General features: G+C 68.4%; 19 protein-coding genes. 11 read left to right on the forward strand and 8 right to left on the reverse strand.

The annotated features are described in order from the left end of the window. The 3 genes from E1261_RS31230 to E1261_RS31240 form a co-directional block, all read right to left on the reverse strand. A partial coding sequence (locus E1261_RS31230) for a LacI family DNA-binding transcriptional regulator (protein ID WP_132412894.1) occupies nucleotides 1-835 on the reverse strand: 835 nt, incomplete at its 3' end. Nucleotides 836-904: 69 nt separating this feature from the next. After that, nucleotides 905-1,840: a ribokinase gene (locus tag E1261_RS31235; RefSeq protein ID WP_132412896.1), complete on the reverse strand. Its 936-nt coding sequence runs from the start codon at nucleotides 1,838-1,840 to the stop codon at nucleotides 905-907. Beyond that, nucleotides 1,837-2,457 (reverse strand): KpsF/GutQ family sugar-phosphate isomerase, encoded by a 621-nt coding sequence (locus E1261_RS31240; protein WP_132412898.1) that lies wholly within the window; start codon nucleotides 2,455-2,457, stop codon nucleotides 1,837-1,839. The genes E1261_RS31235 and E1261_RS31240 overlap by 4 nt, the downstream gene beginning before the upstream one ends. Nucleotides 2,458-2,672: 215 nt before the next feature. Here E1261_RS31240 and E1261_RS31245 point away from each other — a divergent pair, with 215 nt between their 5' ends. The 3 genes from E1261_RS31245 (at nucleotide 2,673) to E1261_RS31255 (ending at nucleotide 5,744) form a co-directional block, all read left to right on the forward strand. Further along, entirely contained in the window at nucleotides 2,673-4,004 is a 1,332-nt protein-coding gene (locus E1261_RS31245; RefSeq protein WP_132412900.1) for an ABC transporter substrate-binding protein, read from the forward strand. A gap of 65 nt (nucleotides 4,005-4,069) precedes the next feature. Next, the gene (locus E1261_RS31250) at nucleotides 4,070-4,957 is read left to right on the forward strand and encodes a carbohydrate ABC transporter permease (RefSeq protein ID WP_132412902.1); all 888 of its coding nucleotides are present in this window, start codon (nucleotides 4,070-4,072) and stop codon (nucleotides 4,955-4,957) included. After that, nucleotides 4,947-5,744: a carbohydrate ABC transporter permease gene (locus E1261_RS31255; protein ID WP_132412904.1), complete on the forward strand. Its 798-nt coding sequence runs from the start codon at nucleotides 4,947-4,949 to the stop codon at nucleotides 5,742-5,744. The genes E1261_RS31250 and E1261_RS31255 overlap by 11 nt, the downstream gene beginning before the upstream one ends. Here E1261_RS31255 and E1261_RS31260 read toward each other — a convergent pair. From E1261_RS31260 to E1261_RS31270, 3 genes are read right to left on the reverse strand one after another with little or no spacing between them, the layout of a single operon-like run. Then, nucleotides 5,737-7,371 (reverse strand): DUF4091 domain-containing protein, encoded by a 1,635-nt coding sequence (locus E1261_RS31260; RefSeq protein ID WP_132412906.1) that lies wholly within the window; start codon nucleotides 7,369-7,371, stop codon nucleotides 5,737-5,739. The genes E1261_RS31255 and E1261_RS31260 overlap by 8 nt on opposite strands. A 38-nt stretch (nucleotides 7,372-7,409) precedes the next feature. Beyond that, nucleotides 7,410-8,066, reverse strand: a complete 657-nt coding sequence (locus E1261_RS31265; protein ID WP_132412907.1) for a maleylpyruvate isomerase family mycothiol-dependent enzyme — start codon at nucleotides 8,064-8,066, stop codon at nucleotides 7,410-7,412. Next, nucleotides 8,057-8,707, reverse strand: coding sequence for a pyridoxine/pyridoxamine 5'-phosphate oxidase (locus tag E1261_RS31270; RefSeq protein WP_132412909.1), 651 nt, complete (start codon nucleotides 8,705-8,707; stop codon nucleotides 8,057-8,059). Before E1261_RS31270 ends, E1261_RS31265 begins: the two co-directional genes overlap by 10 nt. Nucleotides 8,708-8,829: 122 nt before the next feature. Here E1261_RS31270 and E1261_RS31275 point away from each other — a divergent pair, with 122 nt between their 5' ends. From E1261_RS31275 to E1261_RS31300, 6 genes are all read left to right on the forward strand, one after another. Then, a complete protein-coding gene (locus tag E1261_RS31275; protein ID WP_132412911.1) occupies nucleotides 8,830-9,495 on the forward strand; it encodes a VOC family protein in 666 nt (221 codons plus the stop codon). 4 nt (nucleotides 9,496-9,499) lie between these two features. After that, complete coding sequence (gene dapE / locus E1261_RS31280; protein WP_132412913.1) at nucleotides 9,500-10,567, forward strand: succinyl-diaminopimelate desuccinylase; 1,068 nt, start codon at nucleotides 9,500-9,502, stop codon at nucleotides 10,565-10,567. Between the two features lie 37 nt (nucleotides 10,568-10,604). Continuing rightward, nucleotides 10,605-11,477 carry an LOG family protein gene (locus tag E1261_RS31285; RefSeq protein WP_132412915.1) on the forward strand — a complete coding sequence of 291 codons (873 nt, stop codon included), beginning with the start codon at nucleotides 10,605-10,607 and terminating at the stop codon, nucleotides 11,475-11,477. A 55-nt stretch (nucleotides 11,478-11,532) separates the two neighbouring features. Beyond that, on the forward strand, nucleotides 11,533-13,251 hold the full coding sequence (locus E1261_RS31290) for a DivIVA domain-containing protein (protein ID WP_238176544.1): 1,719 nt from the start codon (nucleotides 11,533-11,535) through the stop codon (nucleotides 13,249-13,251). A gap of 64 nt (nucleotides 13,252-13,315) precedes the next feature. Then, complete coding sequence (locus E1261_RS31295) at nucleotides 13,316-13,858, forward strand: SRPBCC family protein (protein ID WP_238176543.1); 543 nt, start codon at nucleotides 13,316-13,318, stop codon at nucleotides 13,856-13,858. Further along, entirely contained in the window at nucleotides 13,855-14,415 is a 561-nt protein-coding gene (locus tag E1261_RS31300; RefSeq protein ID WP_132412919.1) for a DNA-3-methyladenine glycosylase I, read from the forward strand. Before E1261_RS31295 ends, E1261_RS31300 begins: the two co-directional genes overlap by 4 nt. A gap of 213 nt (nucleotides 14,416-14,628) precedes the next feature. Here E1261_RS31300 and E1261_RS31305 read toward each other — a convergent pair whose 3' ends face one another. Continuing rightward, nucleotides 14,629-15,420, reverse strand: coding sequence for an enoyl-CoA hydratase/isomerase family protein (locus E1261_RS31305; RefSeq protein ID WP_132412921.1), 792 nt, complete (start codon nucleotides 15,418-15,420; stop codon nucleotides 14,629-14,631). A 33-nt stretch (nucleotides 15,421-15,453) separates the two neighbouring features. After that, nucleotides 15,454-16,260 carry a PaaX family transcriptional regulator gene (locus E1261_RS31310; protein WP_132412923.1) on the reverse strand — a complete coding sequence of 269 codons (807 nt, stop codon included), beginning with the start codon at nucleotides 16,258-16,260 and terminating at the stop codon, nucleotides 15,454-15,456. Between the two features lie 164 nt (nucleotides 16,261-16,424). On the opposite strand from E1261_RS31310, the gene E1261_RS31315 reads away from it, so the two are divergent. Both E1261_RS31315 and E1261_RS31320 read left to right on the forward strand, forming a co-directional pair. Then, a complete protein-coding gene (locus E1261_RS31315; RefSeq protein WP_012923066.1) occupies nucleotides 16,425-16,592 on the forward strand; it encodes a DUF3117 domain-containing protein in 168 nt (55 codons plus the stop codon). A gap of 132 nt (nucleotides 16,593-16,724) precedes the next feature. Continuing rightward, the coding region (locus E1261_RS31320; protein WP_132412925.1) for a leucyl aminopeptidase family protein at nucleotides 16,725-18,162 on the forward strand (1,438 nt) is incomplete at its 3' end.

Here is an 18,162-nt window from a genome sequence, read left to right on the forward strand (position 1 = left end):
GGTCGGCCCAGGGGATGTCGTCGAAGCCGACGATGGCGATGTCCTGGGGGGCTCGGAGGCCTTTGTGGGCCAGGCACTCGAGGGCGCCGACCGTCATCAGGTTGTTGGTGGCGAAGAGGGCTTCGGGGGGTTCGGGGAGGGCCAGCAGGGATTCCATCGCGGCGTAGCCGCCGGCTTCGCGGAAGTCGGCGTGCCGGACCAGGTCCTTGTCGTAGCGGATGCCGGCGGCTTTGAGGGCGGAGCGGTAGCCGGCCAGGCGGTCCATGGCGGTACTGACCTTGCGCGGGCCGGTGATGCAGGCGATCCGCCGGTAGCCGCCGTCGATGAGGTGTTTGACGCCTTCGTGGGCGCCGTGTTCGTTGTCGACCAGGACGGTGTCGGCCTCGACGCCTTCGACGCGGCGGTCGATCAGGACCATCGGGGTGTTGGCCTCGGCGAGCTGCTGGACGCCCTCGGCGGTCGAGGTCGGGGAGATTACGACCCCGGCCATCTGTTCGGTCAGGACGGCCGACGCGTACGCCGCTTCCTTCGCCGGGTCCTCGTCGGAATTGCAGAGGACGACGTGGTACCCCTCGGTCTGCGCGACGTCCTCGAGCCCGCGCACCAGCGACGTGAAGAACGGGTTCTCGATATCCGAGATGACCACGGCCCACAGGTTCGTCCGGGACTTGCGCAGGTTCCGGGCGACGCCGTTCGGGCGGTAGCCGAGCTCGGCGACCGCGGCGCGGACCTTCTCGGACAGCTCGGGATCGACGTTCCGCCGCCCGCTGAGCACCCGGGAGACCGTCGCCGGGGACACGCCCGATCTACGCGCGACGTCGTAGATCGTCGTCATACCCGCCCCCTGCCGGAGATCGATTAACCGTCTGGATCGCACCCTAACTCCGATCCAGGGCAAAGCGTCTCATGACGAGCCGGGGTCCAGCAGAGCGAGTGCGGCCGCGCGGGCGGGAGCGGAGGCGGCGGCGCCGTTGATGGTGGTGGAGAGGGCACCGGCTGCGTTTGCCACGCGTACGGCGGCGACCAGGTCGGCGCCGGAGGCAAGGGAAGCGGCGAGCGAGCCGCAGAAGGCGTCGCCGGCGCCGACCGTGTCGACGGTCGCCACGACATGCGGCTCGATCCACACCTCCGCGCCCGACGAGCGGTCAACAACAAACGCGCCCCGCGCCCCAAGCGTCACCACGCACCCCCGCAGGTCCCACTCATCCGCGAGCTTGCGGGCAATTACCGGCACCTGCGTCTCGTCATCGCAGTCCAACCCGGTCAACGCTGCAGCCTCGACCTCGTTCGGTACCAGGATGTCCACATCGGCCGCCAATCGCGGGTCGATCGGCCCGACCGGCGCCGGCGTCAAGATCGTGGTCACCCCAGCCGCAGCCGCGATCCGCAAGGCCGTCTGACTAGCTGAGACCGGCAACTCCAGTTGCACGCTGAGCACCCGACTATCAGTCAGTACGTCGGCTGCCGCTTCCACATCTGCCGGCGTGATCGCCGCATTGGCCCGCGACACGATGATGATCGAGTTCCCGCCATCCGGCAGCACCAGTGGCAACCCGACCCCGGTCCCCAGCGACGGATGCCGGACGACCCACGAGGTGTCGACCCCGTCCCCGGAGAGCAGTTCGAGAAACTCCTCGCCGTACCGGTCGCTGCCGATGGTCCCGACGATCGCGGTCCGCGCGCCCATCCGGGCGGCCGCGATCGCCTGGTTCACGCCCTTGCCGCCGAGGTGTTCGGCGAACCCGGTCCCGTGCAGCGTCTCGCCGGGCAGCGGCCGCCGGTCCGCACTCGCGACCAGATCCTTCATGAACGATCCGAGCACGCACACGTCGTACCTCATGCGTCCTCCTCGAGCAGACGCTTGCCCAGGGCACCGGACGGATGGAACCGGGCGAAGTCGTGCTGACTGAACTCCCGCAGTACGACGAGTGCACACGCCAGCGCATCGCCCATCGCCAGCGAGGCCGTGGTCGACGCGGTCGGCGCCAGGTTCAGCGGATCGGCCTCGCGCAGCACCATCGTGTCCAGCGTGTACGTCGCCAGCCGGGCCAGGGTTGAATCCTCGTTCCCGGTCATCGCGATCACCGGGATCTTGCGATCGCGCAGCATCCGGGCGAACGCGCAGACCTCGGCCGTCTCGCCGGATGCGGACAACGCCAGCACCAGATCGCGGCTGGTGACCGCGCCGGAGTCGCCGTGCAGCGCATCACCGGAGTGGATGAAGGTGGCCGGCGTACCGGTGCTTGCCAGGGTGGCGGCGATCTTCCGCCCGACCAGCCCGGACTTCCCGAGCCCGGTCACCACCAGGTGCCCCTCGCAGTCGGCGACAGCGATCAGTACGTCGAGGAAGACGCCGTCGAGGCGGTCGGCCAGGGCCGACACGGCCGCGGCCTCGGTCTCGATCGCTGTCCGCGCCGCCGCGAGACCGCGGGCGACCCGGTCCGGCACAACTGGCATCCCCAAACCCCTCTGAGCGAGAAATCGATTTCCAGCAAGTAGACGCAGAGTAGGGAGTGTGGCCGCGGAGTGTCAACGGCTGATTCCCGGCCGAAACCCTTGCGGGTAGACCAATACTCCGGATTCTCACCGATCGGCGGCAGCTCCGGTCTTGACCGGCTTCGGCGAGAATCGTAGATTGCGAGAAATCGATTGCCCACCCCGGGAGCAAGCTGATGGTTGCCACCCTTCCCCCTGCCCGCCTGAGCCGCCGTACCCTGCTCGGCGCCTTCGCCGCGGTCCCGCTGCTGTCGGCCTGCGGAGGTTCGTCCGGCGGTGACGGCAAGGAGATGTCGTTCTGGAACTTCTACGGCCCGTCCGACGACCAAGGACCGCAGAGCAAGTGGTTCGTGGACGTCGTCGACGAGTGGAACAAGAACAACGACGTCAAGGTCAAACTGCGCTACATCCCCGGCAAGGACTACCTGAACGGGACCACGCTGCAGACGGCCTTCCAGTCCGGGCAGGGGCCGGACATCTTCCTGATCAGCCCGGGCGACTTCCTGCGCTACTACAACGGCAACGTCCTGCAGGACCTCGGCGCCGCGTTGTCACCCGAGTCCAAGGCCGACTATCTCCCCGGACTGCTCGAGGCACGCAGTGTGGACGGCAAGGTCTACGGACTGCCGATGGAGATCGAGCCGCTCGCCATGTATTACAGCGAAACCGCGTTCGAGAAGGCCGGCCTGTCCGAGGCCGACCTGCCCAAGACGTGGGACGAGACGCTCGCGGTCGCCGAGAAACTCACCGGCAAGGACCGGTACGGCGTGATGTTCGAAACGCTGCCCGGCTACTACCAGAACTTCACCTGGTACCCGTTCCTCTGGCAGGGGGACGGCACCCCGATCAAGGACGGCAAGGTCGCGTTCGATTCGCCGGCCGCCGTACAGGCGTTGAAGTTCTGGCAGGACACCATTCAGAACAAGGTTGCCCCGCGCAAGGCGCTCGGTGATGGCGGCGGTGACGTGGTGTCGAACCTCGGCTCCGGCGCGGCCGCGATGCAGCAGAGCGGAATCTGGGCGGTCGCGGACATGCGCGCCAAGGCCAAGAACTTCAAGTACGGCGTCATCCCGCATCCGACTCCGGCTGGTGGAAAGGCGGCCACCGACCTTGGTGGCTGGGCGTTCGTCGCCAACTCCAAGGGCAAGAACCCGGAGGCCGCGGCCAAGTTCATCGCGTGGGCGCTCGGCTCGACGGACGCGGCCGGGATCGAGCGGCAGCGGCAATGGAACACCGTGGTCAAGACCAACGTGCCGCCGCGCAAGTCGGTCCAGGCGGCGGCTGATGCGAAGGGCGCCTTCGATGATGGCGCGCTGAAGAAGTTCGTCAGCGAGATCGCGCCGACCGGGAAGCCGGAGCCGCGCTTCCCGCCGGAGGTCTACCAGCCGATCGCCGATGCCATCCAGGCCTGCCAGCTGAACGCGGCCGACCCGGGGAAGGCCGCTGCCGATGCGGCGGCCCGGATCGACACGTTCCTGAAGACCTACCAGGGCGCGCCGATCAGCTGATGGTGACTACAACAGCTCCACCTTCCAAGCCTGCAGCCTTGAAGCCGCCGCGGGAGAAGCGCGGGATGTCTCGGAAGCGGCGCGAGGCGTTGGCGGCCTACGCGTTCCTCGCGCCGGACACCCTGGGCCTGCTGATCTTTGTCGCGCTCCCGATGGTGCTCGCGTTCGGCGTTGCGTTCTTCAAGGTCGATGGCTTCGGCAACTACCAGTACGTCGGTCTGGCGAACTACAAGCTGATGGCCGGCGACGATCAGCTGCTCGCGTCGTTGAAGGTGACCGCGATCTATGTGGTCACCTTCGTCCCGATCGCGTTCGTGGTCAGCTTCGCGCTGGCGATGCTGGTCCGCAACCACTTCAAGGGCATCGGCTGGGTGCGCTCGGCGTTCTTCCTGCCGAACGTGGTCAGCTTGGTTGTGGTCGGTCTGATCTGGCAGTTCCTGCTGGTCGACAAGCGCGGTGCCCTGTCCAAGCTGCTCGCGCCGCTCGGCCTTGGTGACGTCTCGTTCCTCGGTACGCCGTCGCTTGCCCTCGGCACCTATGTGGTGATCAGCGTCTGGTTCCTGATGGGTTACCAGATGCTCGTCTTCCTGGCCGGGCTGAAGGACGTGCCGAAGGATCTGGAGGACGCCGCGGAGATCGATGGTGCGAGCTCGTGGCAGCGGTTCCGGTTCGTGATCTGGCCGCTGCTCCGCCCGACCAGCTTCTTCGTGGTGGTGAACTCGACGATCGGCGCGGTCACCGGTCTGCAGGCGTTCGACCTGGTCTTCGTGCTCACCAAAGGCGGTCCGGCGCGCGCGACCAGCACGGTCGTGCTCTACATCTACGAGCAGGCGTTCACCTTCAACAACATGGGGTACGCCGCCGCCCTGACCACCGTGGTCGTCGCGATCCTCGTGCTCTGTACCGGCCTGATGTTCGGCGTCACCCGAGGAGGCCGTTTCGATGAGGATTAGGATCCTGCCGATCGTCGCGCACGTTCTTGCGATCATCGCGGTGTTACCACTGCTCTGGATTGTGATCAGTGCTCTCAAACCGGTCGAGGACGTCTTCGACTTCGGCTGGCCGAGCACCTGGACGCTGGACAACCTGCAGTACGTGCTGCTGAAGATCCCGATGCCGCGGTTCATGCTGAACTCGGCGATCGTGTCCGTCGCGGTGACCGTGATCGCGCTGTTCTTCCACTCGATGGCGGCGTACGCGCTGGCCCGGCTGCGGTTCCCCGGACGCGGGATCATCTTCTCCGGCATCATGTCGACACTGCTCGTCTCGCTGCCGGTGATCCTGGTGCCGCTGTTCCTCGTCGCCAAGCAGCTCGGTCTGCTGGACAGCTACGCCGGCCTGATCGTGCCGAGCATCTTCCATGCCTTCGGCATCTTCCTGCTCCGCCAGTACTACCTGAACATCCCGCGCGAGCTCGAAGAGGCCGCCGACCTCGACGGCTGCGGCTACTGGCGGCGGTATTGGAGTGTCATCCTGCCGCTCAGCCGCCCGGTGCTCGCCTCACTGTCGGTGCTGTTCTTCCTGGCCAACTGGAACGCGTTCCTCTGGCCGCTGACCATCACCCGGAACCCGGACCTGCGCGTCATCCAGCTCGGTGTCTCCGGCATGCAGGGGCAGTACGCCTCCGCTTGGAACCTCATCCTCGCCGCCGCAGTGATCGCGGCCGTCCCGACGGTCGTGGTGTTTGTCGCCGGCCAGAAGCGCTTGGTCGACGCGATGAAGACAACCGGCCTCAAGTGAGGGCGGCGACCAGGCGCTGGCGGGCTTGGTAGTAGTGGTTGGGGTCGAGCACTGGCCGGTTGAAGCGCAGCGTCCGGTCAGGGTCGATCAGGTCGAGTGCCGCGTCCATGCCGTGCCGGGCGCGGACAGCTTGGAGCGCGCGGTGGTCCCAGATCGCTTGGGCGAAGACTCGGTGCCGGAGGGACGGCCACGGCGTACCGTCTGTGCCGGGGTAGACGATGAACGGGTCCCCGGACGGGAACGCGCCACCGGCTGATGTCTCCGCGAACGGGTCGACGCGGCGGACGGCGTACTGGGTGTACCAGAAGTTGAAACCCCAGTGCAGGAAGCCGTCCACGCCGGCTGCGAAGAGCTGGTGGCCGATCGCCCGGTTGCGTGCTGACGGCATCCCGATGAAGCGGTTCGCGACGTCGCGGTTCTGGCTCACGCAGTAGTAGACCCACAGGCGCTCCGGGCGCTCGGCCAGGAACGGCTCGACGTGATCAGTGGCGACGACAGGCAGTGGCACGGCTCCTGACGTCCAGAACGAGTGCTCGCTCAACGCGTCGACGAGTGTCCAGCCTTTCAGCAGATCGGCGACGACAGCCTTCGCGGCGACGTAGCTGGCGAGCCCCTCCTCTCCTGACGGCTCATCGGAGATGTGGAAGACCACATGGTCGCGGTCCCACTCCTCGTCGAGCACTGTCTGGAGTGCCGGCAGCAGGGCTTCCATCAGTTGTCGGTACTGCGGATCTGTCGCGTCGACGTCCCAGCCGAAGGCGCGCTCGCCGTTCACCACGATGCCGGGCGTGGCCTTCGCGCCCCACTGCGTGAAGAGGTGCGCGATCTCGACCCCCGTGATCCCGTTCCGTCGGCACAGCTCGAGCCAGCGCCGCAGCTTGTCGAAGCCGAAGCGGTACCCGTCATCCGTGGCAGTGATGTCGACGAGCTGTACGACGGTGCGGTACGAGCCGACCGCCGTATCGAGAGGTGGTGTCCACACTGGTGTGAGGAGTGAGGTGGCGCCCATCTCGGCGGCTGACGTCATGAAGCGGTCGACCAGCGCCCAGTGCTCTTCACCGAACACCTCGACGCCATAGTGGTCTGCCAGCGAGTCGAGGTGCATCCAGTGGCTCGACACGATGTCGAGTGCCGGTAGCTCGATTCCGGTGAGCTCGACGGTCACCTGCTGCCGGTGCAGTTCAGTCCCGTCGGGTGCACTCAGTACGACGGTCAGCTCGTGGTGACCGGCTCGTGCGGGGTTGGTGGTGCTGACGTCGAACCAGAGCGCCGCCCACTCGCCGGGGCGCACCCAAGCCTCGCCGCTCGGAATCGGCCGCAGCACGTCCGGATACAACCCGGGCTCGTCGAACTCGTAGCCGTCGTCGTGCTCGGGGAAGGCGAGCAGGTCGCAGTGCACGAGGTCCACAGCCGACACCGTGACCAGGTCGGCGGACGCACCCTCGATGCGCACCTGAAGCGTGCCCGGATCCTGGAGTGCCGGTTCGAGCGGCGGACGGTAGGCGAGCTGGAAGGACGCCGGCTCGCCGAGAAACGCCTGGAAGTGAGTCGCCGCCGGTCGCGGGTCCCGGGCCGGGTGCACCTTCGCGAGCGCGTCACAGAGCACGTACGTCCACTGCGCAGTCATGCCTACATCATTCAGAAGTGAGCACGACTGCGCAACGGTTACGGCCAGGGGAGGAGTTCTGGAGCGCCTTCGATCTGGGCGCGACCGGCGTACCAGGCGGTGAGGGCGGTGAGGGTGCCGGTGAGGACGCGATCCTCGCCGGTGCCGTTCTCCCAGACGGGGCCGTCTGATGGGCGCAGGATCAGGTGGACGCCGTCGGGGGTGCGGGGGCGGAGGAAATCGAGCAGGTGGGTGCAGAAGTGGGCGGGCCACTCGTCGGGGGTTGGGCCGAGGCCCAGGTCGCTGGTGTGGATAACCAGCTCACGCCAGGTGGCGTCGATGCCGTGCGCCAGGGTGCTGTTGCGGTGCAGGATCGGCCGGGACCAGTCCTCTGGGCCGACACGGTCCCAAGCGGCCAGTAGCGCGGTGAGTGCCTGGTCGAGGTCTGCCACGAGCTCTGCGGCCGGGCGGTGCGCACCGGCCTCGATGTCGGCGTCACGCGCGGGTCGACCGCCGTCGTACACCTCGACAAGCTCGCCACGCAGGGCGTAGTCGACCTGGCGGGTGAACGCCCGCGAGAAGTTGGCTATGTGGGTGATCACGTGCCCGCGGGACCAGCCGGGCAGCACGGAGTCCCCGCGGGCAGTGGTCTCGTCCAGGCCGTCCACCAGCGTGCTCAGCCGAGCCGCGGCGGTCTTCACGTCGATCAGGGCCACAAGCGCTCCTTCGTCCAGGTGTCGGTCAGGCGGTACCGCAGGCGGACGTGACGGCGGTCCGGATCCGCCTGCCAGAACTCCACCTCGTCTGGTTGCAGCGTGTACAGCGTCCAGTTCGGCGCGACCAGCCCCGGGTCGGCCGTCACACGCTCGGTTTGCTCGGCGACTGCCGCGTCGATCTCAGCCGGGTCGTCCAGTACGTCGCTCTGCCGGGCCGCCGACGCCATGGCGCGAGACGAGACCGGCCGACCCAGGAAGTCGCGTGCTGAGTCCTCAGGGGCAGCAGGCTCGGCCCTGCCCAGGATGCGCACCTGGCGGCCGAGCGGAATCCAGTAGAACGTCAGAGCGGCGTACGGCGTACCGGCCAGCTCAGTGCCCTTCGCACTGGTCGACGTAGAGCTGAACTGCCAGCCCTCCGCGGTCACGTCCTTCAGGATCAGCACGCGCGCGTTCGGGCGGCCGTCCGCGCGGACCGTCGACAGCGTGACCGCCAGCGGCTCCGGCACCTGGTGGTCCACCGCCGTCAGCAACCAGTCGACGAACAGGTCATGCGGCGTGTCGGGCGCCTGCTCCGGATCGAACTGCGGGGGAGTGCCGGTCAGCGTCGGTACTGCGCGCAGGCGGGTCCGCAGGTCAGTCACGCTGATGACCCTAAGTCAGAACGAGGTCGGCTGCAGTCGGTCCAACGTCCGAGAACACGCCGACCACGCACCGCAGTTCTTCGGACGCACGAATTGGGGGAGGGCGTGGTTAGCCTGATGAGATGACGGTGGCCCGGTTCAAGGATTTGTGTATCGACGCGAACGCGACGAGCCTGATGGTGGCGTTCTGGGCGGAGACCCTTGGGCTGACCGTGCCGGCCGACAACCCGACCGTGCTGCTCGGCGACACGCCCGAGAAGACGGTCTGGATGAATACGGTCGACGACCCGCGGACGACGAAGAACCGGGTCCACCTCGATGTGCACACCTCGTCGATCGACACTCTGGTGGCGGCCGGGGCGACCGTCCAGACCGAGCACCCGAGCTGGACGGTGCTGACGGATCCGGAGGGCGGGGAGTTCTGCGGATTCGTGCGGGAGCGCGTCCCGGCGTACCGGCTGATGGAGCTGGTGGTCGACTCGGTCGATGCGAAGGCGCAGGCCGAGTGGTGGGCCGGGGTGGTCGGCGGTGACGTCGAGAGCTCGGCGGACGAGCCGTGGTACTGGCTGGAGAACGTGCCCGGCCTGCCGTTCACCTACTGGGTGTTCGTGCCGGTGCCCGAGCCGAAGACCGTGAAGAACCGCGTCCACTGGGACATCAGCGCACCCGCCCTGCAGCCGGTCCTCGACGCAGGCGCCACGCTGCTGCGCCCGAAGGACGACGAGATCGGCTGGCACATCTGCGCGGACCCCGAAGGCAACGAGTTTTGTGTATTCCTAGACCATTAGCCCCATGACTCAGCTCGACTTGACCGTGTCCGGACCTGATCTGACCGAGGCGCTGGTGAATGTGTCTTCGGTCAGTGGGACCGAGGAGCCGCTGGCCGACCAGGTCGAGGCGGCGTTGTCGGCGTACTCGCATCTGAAGGTGTTCCGGCACGGGAACACCGTGGTGGCGCGGACCGACCTCGGGCGGGCCGAGCGGATCGTGATCGCCGGGCATCTCGACACCGTCCCGCTGAACGACAACCTCCCGGCGCGCCGCGCGGACGGGCTGATCCACGGGCTCGGGGCGTGCGACATGAAGGGCGGGGTCGCCGTCGGACTGCGGCTCGCGGCCACGCTGGTCGAGCCGAACCGGGACGTGACCTACGTCTTCTACGACTGCGAAGAGATCGAGTCCGAGCGGAACGGGCTGTTCAAGCTGACCCAGTCGAACCCGGAGCTGCTGGAAGGCGTGTTCGCGGTCGTGATGGAGCCGTCGAACGCCGTGGTCGAGGCGGGCTGCCAGGGGACGATGCGGATCGAGGTCACCGCCCGCGGCGAGCGGGCGCACTCGGCGCGGTCGTGGATGGGCCGCAACGCGATCCACGCGGCGGGGGACATCCTCGCGCGACTGGCGGCGTACGAGCCACGGCGGGTGCCGATCGACGGGCTGGAGTACCGCGAGGGGCTGAACGCGGTCGCGATCTCCGGGGGCGTCGCGGGGAACGTCGTACCGGATCTGTGCACGGTGGAGATCAACTACCGGTTCGCGCCGAGCCGGTCCGAGGCGGAGGCCGAGGCGCATCTGCGGGAGATCTTCGACGGGTACGACGTCGCTGTCACGGACTCGGCGCCCGGTGGAATGCCAGGGCTGGAGCGGCCGGCCGCGGCCGCGTTCCTGCAGGTGGTCGGGGGTGAGCCGCAGCCGAAGTTCGGGTGGACCGACGTCGCGCGGTTCACGCTGCTCGGCGTACCGGCGGTGAACTACGGGCCCGGTGACCCGCTGTATGCGCACAAGCAGGATGAATTCGTGCCGGAGGCGGAGATCGAGCTGTGTGAACAGCGGTTGAGGAGTTGGTTGACCACGTCCGCCTGAGCCGGTGCTGTGGCGGGATAGGTCCTAACCTGGGGATATGGCAGACGAACCTTCGATCCACCCCGACCGTCCGGTCGGCCACCAGCAGCGCGGGCCGGTCGTGATGCGGCGCAAGCAGGTGCAGCAATCCACGTCCGAGCAGCGGCTGCTGGACAGCCGCGGGCCGTCCGACTGGGTGCACACCGATCCGTGGCGGGTGCTGCGGATCCAGTCGGAGTTCATCGAGGGGTTCGGCATGCTCGCCGAGCTCGGCGCGGCGATCAGCGTGTTCGGCTCGGCGCGGACGAAGCCGGACGACCCGATGTACCAGGCCGCCGAGGAGCTGGCGCGGAAGCTGGTCGCGTCGGGGTACGCGGTGATCACCGGCGGTGGGCCGGGCGTGATGGAGGCGGCCAACAAGGGTGCCTCCGAGGCCGGCGGGGTCTCGGTCGGGCTCGGGATCGAGCTGCCCTTCGAGAACGGCCTGAACGAGTGGGTCGACATCGGGATGAACTTCCGGTACTTCTTCACCCGCAAGACGATGTTCGTGAAGTACGCGCAGGGGTTCGTGGTGATGCCCGGCGGGTTCGGCACGCTCGACGAGCTGTTCGAGGCGCTCACGCTGGCGCAGACGCGCAAGGTGACGTCGTTCCCGGTCGTCCTGTTCGGTACGTCGTACTGGGGCGGACTGGCCGATTGGCTCCGCGAGACGATGCTCGCCGACGGGAAGATCTCGGCGGCCGACCTCGACATGTTCACGATCACCGATTCCGTGGACGAGGCCGTCAGCTACATCATCAAGGCCGCGGAACTTGCCGACGCGGCCGCCGAAGAAGCCGCCTCCACCGCTGCGCAGCAGGTCGCCGAAGCCGAGAACCCGGCCGCCCGCGAACGCCGCGAGGAGCGTCGTTTGGGTTCCGACGGAAGCTGAAATGATCCGCCGATTGTGCGGGTGACTGGGTCGGCATGGCACGATCGGACCCGTGATGTGGTTCTTCGGGTTGATCGTGGTGTTGTTGATCGGGGCTGTCGCCGTCGTGGCCTCGGGACGTTGGGGTGCCATGAGCCCGGCGTACGACGACCGCCCCGACATGACTGTTCCAGCGCGGCAGGCGCTGACCTCGACCGAGATCGAGTCGGTCCGGTTCGGCGTCGGGCTGCGCGGTTACCGGATGGACGAGGTCGACACCCTGCTCGAGCGCGTCGCCCGTGAGGTCGCCGAACGCGACCGCCGGATCGCCGACCTCGAGCGGGCGGTCGCCCCGATCCTCGACTCGCCGGACGGTGACGGGTTCGCCTCGCGGAACCGCTACACCGCGGCCGACTTCGACGACACCGGATCGCAACCGCCGATCCTGGTCGGGGGAGACTTCCCAGCGGTGCGCGACACCGCCGAGCAGCCCGCGGTGCCAGCAGAGCCCGAGGCCGCCGCACCGGCAGAGCCCGCTCCGGCACCTGCACCGGTGGCAGCCGCTCCGGGTGTCACGCTGCCCGTAATTGCAATCCCGGAGGCCCAGGAGTCGACCGCCGAAGCAGTGCCCTCCGCGGCGGCGTCTGAAGCGGCCAAGGACTACGAGCGCGCCCAGGCCGAGGCGACGCCTTCCGCGGCGGCATCTGAGGCGGCTAACGACTACGAGCGCGCCCAGGCAGAGGCCCGCGCCCTCCTCGAAGCCACCACCGGCAGCCTCCCCACCATCCGCCCGGTCAGCGAGCGGCCCGCCGCGCAGCCCGCCGTCGAGCAGCCCGCCCCGGCGACGACCGAGCAGCCGGCCCCGCAGGCTCCCGAGGCCCTCGGCACCCCGGCGACCGGGCAGGCCGCCCCGCAGGACCGCGACGCGCTCGGAGCCTCGACCCCGGCGGACGAAGGCTCCTGGTTCCAAGAGTCGGCACAGCAACCCACTCAGGCGTCCGCCGCACAGCAGGCCCCGGCCCAGCCCACGCCGTACGAGCAGCCGGCTGCGCCCGACGAGGGTGGGCTGGCTCCGGGGCAGCAGTTCCCGAATCCGGGCTCGGCCGCGCCGACGACGTACCAGCAGCCCGCTCAGACAACCCACCAGCAGCCCGCCGGTCCCGAGCAGTCCGCGGCGGCTCCTGATCACCAGAGCCAGGGACCTGCCACGGGCTACCAGCAGCAGGGACAGGCCGTCCCCGACCAGCAGTCACCAGCCGAGCCGTCGCCGTACCAGCGGCCGCAGTGGCAGCCCTTGCCCTACCGGCCCGCTCCCGAGCAGGCACCGGCCACCCCGTACCAGCAGCAGGCACCGGCCACGTCGTTCCAGCAGCAGGGGCAGGCCACGCCGTACCAGCAGTCGGGGCAGGTTGTGCCCGACCAGCAGTCGCAGGCTGAGCCGTCGCCGTACCAGCGGCCGCAGTGGCAGCCCTCGCCGTACCAGCAAGGCCAGCGGGCACCGGCCACGCCAAATCAGCAGGGGCAGGCCACGCCGTACCAGCCGCAGCCGCAGCCCACGCCGTACCAGCAGCAGCCGCAGGCGACGCCGTATGAGCAGCAGGGGCAGGCGGCTCCGCAGCAGCAGCCGCCGGTGCCTCATTGGGTGCAGCCGGGTGGGAACGGGCAGCAGGAGGGCCCGGGGGACGAGCAGGAGGGGTGGCAGGCGTGGGAGCCACCCGCGGGCGATCCGGGGGCTCAGGGACGGCACAGCGCGCCGCCGGAGCAGTCGGCGTACCAGCGCCCCAGTGGGTCGTGATGGATGTTCTTTGGCGCTTGCGGCGCCCAGGCACGCACCTCGCGGCACCGGAGGAACAGCCACGATGGAAAAGCATCGAGGCCGCTCCTCCGGCACCGCGATGCACGCACCTGAACACCGCAATCACTCAAACAACATCCATCACGACCCACTGCTGATGACCCCAGACGGCACCTGTCACGCCGAGGCGAGCATCGAGCTGGAGCTGGACCTGCAGGACGCTTGGGATGTCGTCGTGGATTGGTCGCGGCAGTCGCGGTGGATGTTGTTCACGCGGGTGTGGGCGACCGAGCAGGACGGCGTCGGGGTCGGCGGCGGAGTCGCGGCGCGCACTTCTGTCGGTGGCATCGGGTTCACTGACGACATGGTCATCACACACTGGGATCCGCCGAACGAGTGCACGGTGAAACACCTCGGCACGATCGTCCGGGGCACCGGCACCTTCGCAGTCCAGCCGTCGGGTGGGGCCAGCGTGTTCACCTGGTCCGAGGACGTGATCCCGCCGTTCGGCAAACTCGGCCGCTTGGTCTGGCCGATCGTCCGGCCCGCGTTCGAGGTGATGATGCGGATCTCGTTGCGGCGGCTGGTCAAGGAGGTCGCGGCGTGACGGTCGTCGGGGCGGACGGGCAGCCGCGGTGCGGGTGGGCGACTTCGGCACCGGAGTACGTCGAGTACCACGACAACGAGTGGGGCAAGGAGATCCGCGACGACCGCGGGCTGTTCGAGCGGATGACGCTCGAGGGGTTCCAGTCGGGGCTGTCGTGGATCACGATCCTGCGTAAGCGGGAGAACTTCCGGACCGCGTTCGCACACTTCGATCCCGAGGTGATCGCGAAGTTCGGCAGTGACGACTTCGACCGGTTGATGGCCGACCCGGGCATCGTGCGGAACCGGCTGAAGATCAACGCCACGATCTCGAACGCGCGAGCCCTGCTCGAGCTCGACGACGGCGAGTTCACCGAGCTGCTGTGGAGCTTCCGGCCGGCCAAGCAGAAGGTGCCGAAGAAGCTCGGTGACGTGCCCGCGACAACACCGGAATCCATCGCGATGGCAAAAGCGTTGAAGAAGAACGGATTTGTCTTCGTCGGCCCTACGACGGCCTACGCATTGATGCAGGCGACAGGCATCGTGAACGACCATCTGAGTACTTGTATCGCTCGCTGACCAGGGCGTTTGCATGTGCCAAATGCACGTGCAGAACGCACGAAATCGTGCAATTCGCGTTGACTGTAAGACAAACGGCTGAACGAGTTGTGCTGCGGGCACAGAACGTGATGTGGTGTTCAGCGGACTCCCCGTCTGTCAGGTGGTTGTCCGGTCGTGACTCGCCCGACCGGAAAGCGGCCGGGGAGTCCACCAACGTGAGGAAGCCGACCTTTACCGCCCGGTGAAGGTCGGCTTTTCTTTGGCCACGAACGACGCGACCGCGTTCTTGTGGTCCTCGGTGTCGCCGGTCAGTTGCATCTTCGTGGCTTCGAATACAAGTGCCTCGGCCAGCGTGTGCGTTGCGGAGTACGCAACCGACTGCCGCACCGACGCGTAGGCAACCGTCGGCCCAGCGGCCAGCTTTGCGGCCAGCTCCGTAGTTGCCGCCTCGAGCCCGTCAGCCGGCACCACCGACGTCGCCAGACCGAGCTCGAGCGACTCCGCTGCCGGGACGGTCCGCGGGAAGTACAGCAGCTCCAGAGCCTTCGCCTGACCGATCAGTCGGGGCAGGGTCCACGAGATCCCGGTGTCGCACGACAGCGCGATTCCGGTGAACGCGAGGTTGAAGCCGGCCGTCTCCGCCACGATCCGGAAGTCGCACGCGAACGCCAGCGACGCACCCGCCCCGGCCGCCACTCCGTTGACTGCGGCGATCACTGGCTTCGGCATCTCGGCCAGCGCGAGTGCCATCGGTGCGAAGTGGTCCGGCACCGTGCTCCAGAGCGCTGCCGTGTCGTTCGCCTGCAACAGTCCGATGTGCTCCTTGAGATCCTGCCCGACACAGAACGCCCGCCCGGTCCCGGTCAGCACCACGACCCGTACGGCGTCGTCCGCGGCCGCAGCCTGGATCGTGTCGCGCAGCAGCACCTTGGTCGGAGTGTCGAGCGCGTTCATCGCGTCCGGCCGATTCAGGGTGATGGTGGCGACACCTTCGGACACGCCGTACGTGACGGAGTCACTCATCGTGGTCAGCTCCTTGACAGTGGGTGAGGAAAATCAGTGCGTTGTCAGGCAGTCGTCGACGAAACGCCCGGCCGCGGGGCCCAGTCGTTCCGCGTGGAAATCGAAGTATGCGGCGGCCCGTGTGCCGGCCCAGCCGGCCGGCAGCAACTCGGCCGGCAGTCCCGGATCGAGAAACAGGAACTTGCGCCACTCGTGCACCAGCTCGGAGCGGACGGCGAACGCCTGCTCGTCAGTCGTGTCGTCCCCGGCCGCGTCGACCAGGGCCTTGGCCTCGATCAGCCAGGCGTCGTACGACGCGCCGAGCTCGTCGAGTTTCCAGACCCGCCGGGCGAACTCGATCGCGCCGTCGTCGACCGGCGCCCGGAACCGGTCGGCGGTGATCCCTTCGACCTCCAGGATCTGGTCGACCTCGGCGTCGTTGCGCAGCCCGACCCAGGCGCCGTCGGAGAGCGGAGCCCAACCCAGGAAGGCGAGTTGGCTCGCCAGCTGGTCGCGGCGGCGTGCGTTCGGAACCTCGTGCAGGATGCCCAGATGCCAGTGCCGGTCCCAGCCCGGGACGCCGTCCGGATCGGTGCCGTCGGCCCCGGTCCGGTAGATCCGCGCGGCCGCGTCGTCGAGCCGGCGGCGCGCCCGGGCGGACAACGCATATCCGGGCTGGCCGTCGATCCGGACCGGCTCCAGCCAGGCCTGCCGGACCATCCGGGACACGGCCGTCCGGACGGCCGGGGGATGGACGCCGAGCGGTGCCAGCAGGCGCACCAGAGCGGCCACCGGTGCCCGCGCTCCACGCGCGCGCAGGTGGTCGCCGTACAGGTCGAAGAGGGCTGAACGGGCGTGCACAAAACCCGAGTCTGCCGTATGGTGCGCGCCTTCGGCCTGTGATCGGGGATAATGGGTCCGGATACACACTGCGATACGCGCCGACGGCGCATCACCGCACGGCGCCGGCGACGGTTGGCCGCGTGGTGTCGTCGCTCAACACCGAACTGGGAAGGGGTGCGCGCATGGCGGCGATGAAGCCGCGGACGGGCGATGGTCCGCTCGAGGTCACCAAGGAGGGCCGCGGGATCGTGATGCGGGTTCCGCTCGAAGGCGGCGGCCGGCTCGTGGTCGAGCTCAACGCCGACGAGGCGACCGAGCTCGGTAACGCACTGAAGGCCGTCGTCGGCTGACCGACCTCTCCGGGGTGCCTTCCGCACTCCTGTCATTCCTTCGACCCCGGTGGGTGCCTTTTCTGGTACCGGCCGGGGTCGTTACGGTTGGCTCCGCTGAACTTTTGACACTTGACCAGTGAGGACCCTCCAGTGGCTCGCCGCACCAGCACCTTCGTGTACCCGACGATTCCGGCCGTGGATTGGCAGCCCGGTCTGCCGGTGCATGGCGCACCCACCTGGGCCATCCTGGTCGGGTCCGGTGTCGCTGGGTCGAGTGAGTTGCCGGCTGCGGCCAAGGAGGCGGGCGAGCGGCTCGGGGTCGATCTGGACCGGCTGCTCGAGGTGCAGCAGGAGGCCGGCTTCAGTGCGTCGGCCGGCTCGACGGTGGCCTACCCGTTGCTGTCGGGCGAGGTCAGCGAGGTGCTGCTGGTCGGTGCCGGTGACGGGACCGCGAAGGAGCTGCGCCACGCCGGCGCGGCGATCGCCCGGTTCGGCCGTGGCAAGGACGAGCTCACCACCGTCGTTGCCGAGGGCATCGACGATCAGGCACTGCAGGCCTTTGCCGAGGGCGTCGTACTCGGCTCGTTCCACTACACCCTCAAGACCGTCGACAAGGGCAAGCCGGTGGCCGGCCGGGTCACCCTGACCGACGGCTCCACAGCCGAGCGGCAGACCGTCCTCGACCGCGGCATCGTGATCGGGCGGACGGGCTGGCTGGCCCGGCAGTTCGCGATCACGCCCTCGAACGAGAAGGACCCGGCCTGGCTCGCCGCCCGCGCCACCGAGCTGGCCGCGTCCACCGGCCTCGAGGTGACGGTCTGGGACGAGAAGCAGTTGGCGGCCGACGGGTTCGGCGGCATCCTCGCGGTCGGCCAGGGCTCGACCCGGCCACCCCGATTCATCCGGATGGACTACGTACCCGACGGTGCCACGGACAAGACGCCGTACATCGTCCTGGTCGGTAAGGGCATCACCTACGACACCGGCGGCCTGTCGCTGAAGCCGCGCGAGGGCATGGTGTCGATGAAGCGCGACATGACCGGCGGCGGTTCGGTGATCGCGACCCTGTCGGCGCTGCGCGAGCTGGGTGCGAAGGTCCGCGTCACCGGCCTGATCTGCTCGGCCGAGAACATGCCGTCCGGTTCGGCGTACCGCCCCGACGACGTGATCCGCCACTACGGCGGCCGTACCACCGAGGTGAAGAACACCGACGCCGAAGGCCGCCTGGTGATGGCCGACGGCCTCGCGTACGCCGTACAGGAACTGAAGCCCGACGTCGTCGTCGACATCTCCACCCTCACCGGCGCGATCAAGGTCTCCCTCGGCGCCATGCTGTACGGCGGCCTGTTCGCCACCGACGACGCCCTCGCCGACAACCTCACCGAGGCCGGCCGCATCTCCGGCGAAGAACTCTGGCGAATGCCCCTGGCCGACCAGTACCAGGAGCTCATCTCCACCCCGATCGCCGACTCCGTCAACTCCTCCAAAGGCCCCGGCTCCATCACCGCCGCCCTCTTCCTCAAAGCCTTCACCGGCAAAACCCCCTGGGCCCACCTCGACCTCTCCTCCATCCCCGAGTCCCCCGCCG

It is taken from the genome of Kribbella albertanoniae, assembly GCF_004348455.1.
GTDB lineage: Bacteria > Actinomycetota > Actinomycetes > Propionibacteriales > Kribbellaceae > Kribbella > Kribbella albertanoniae.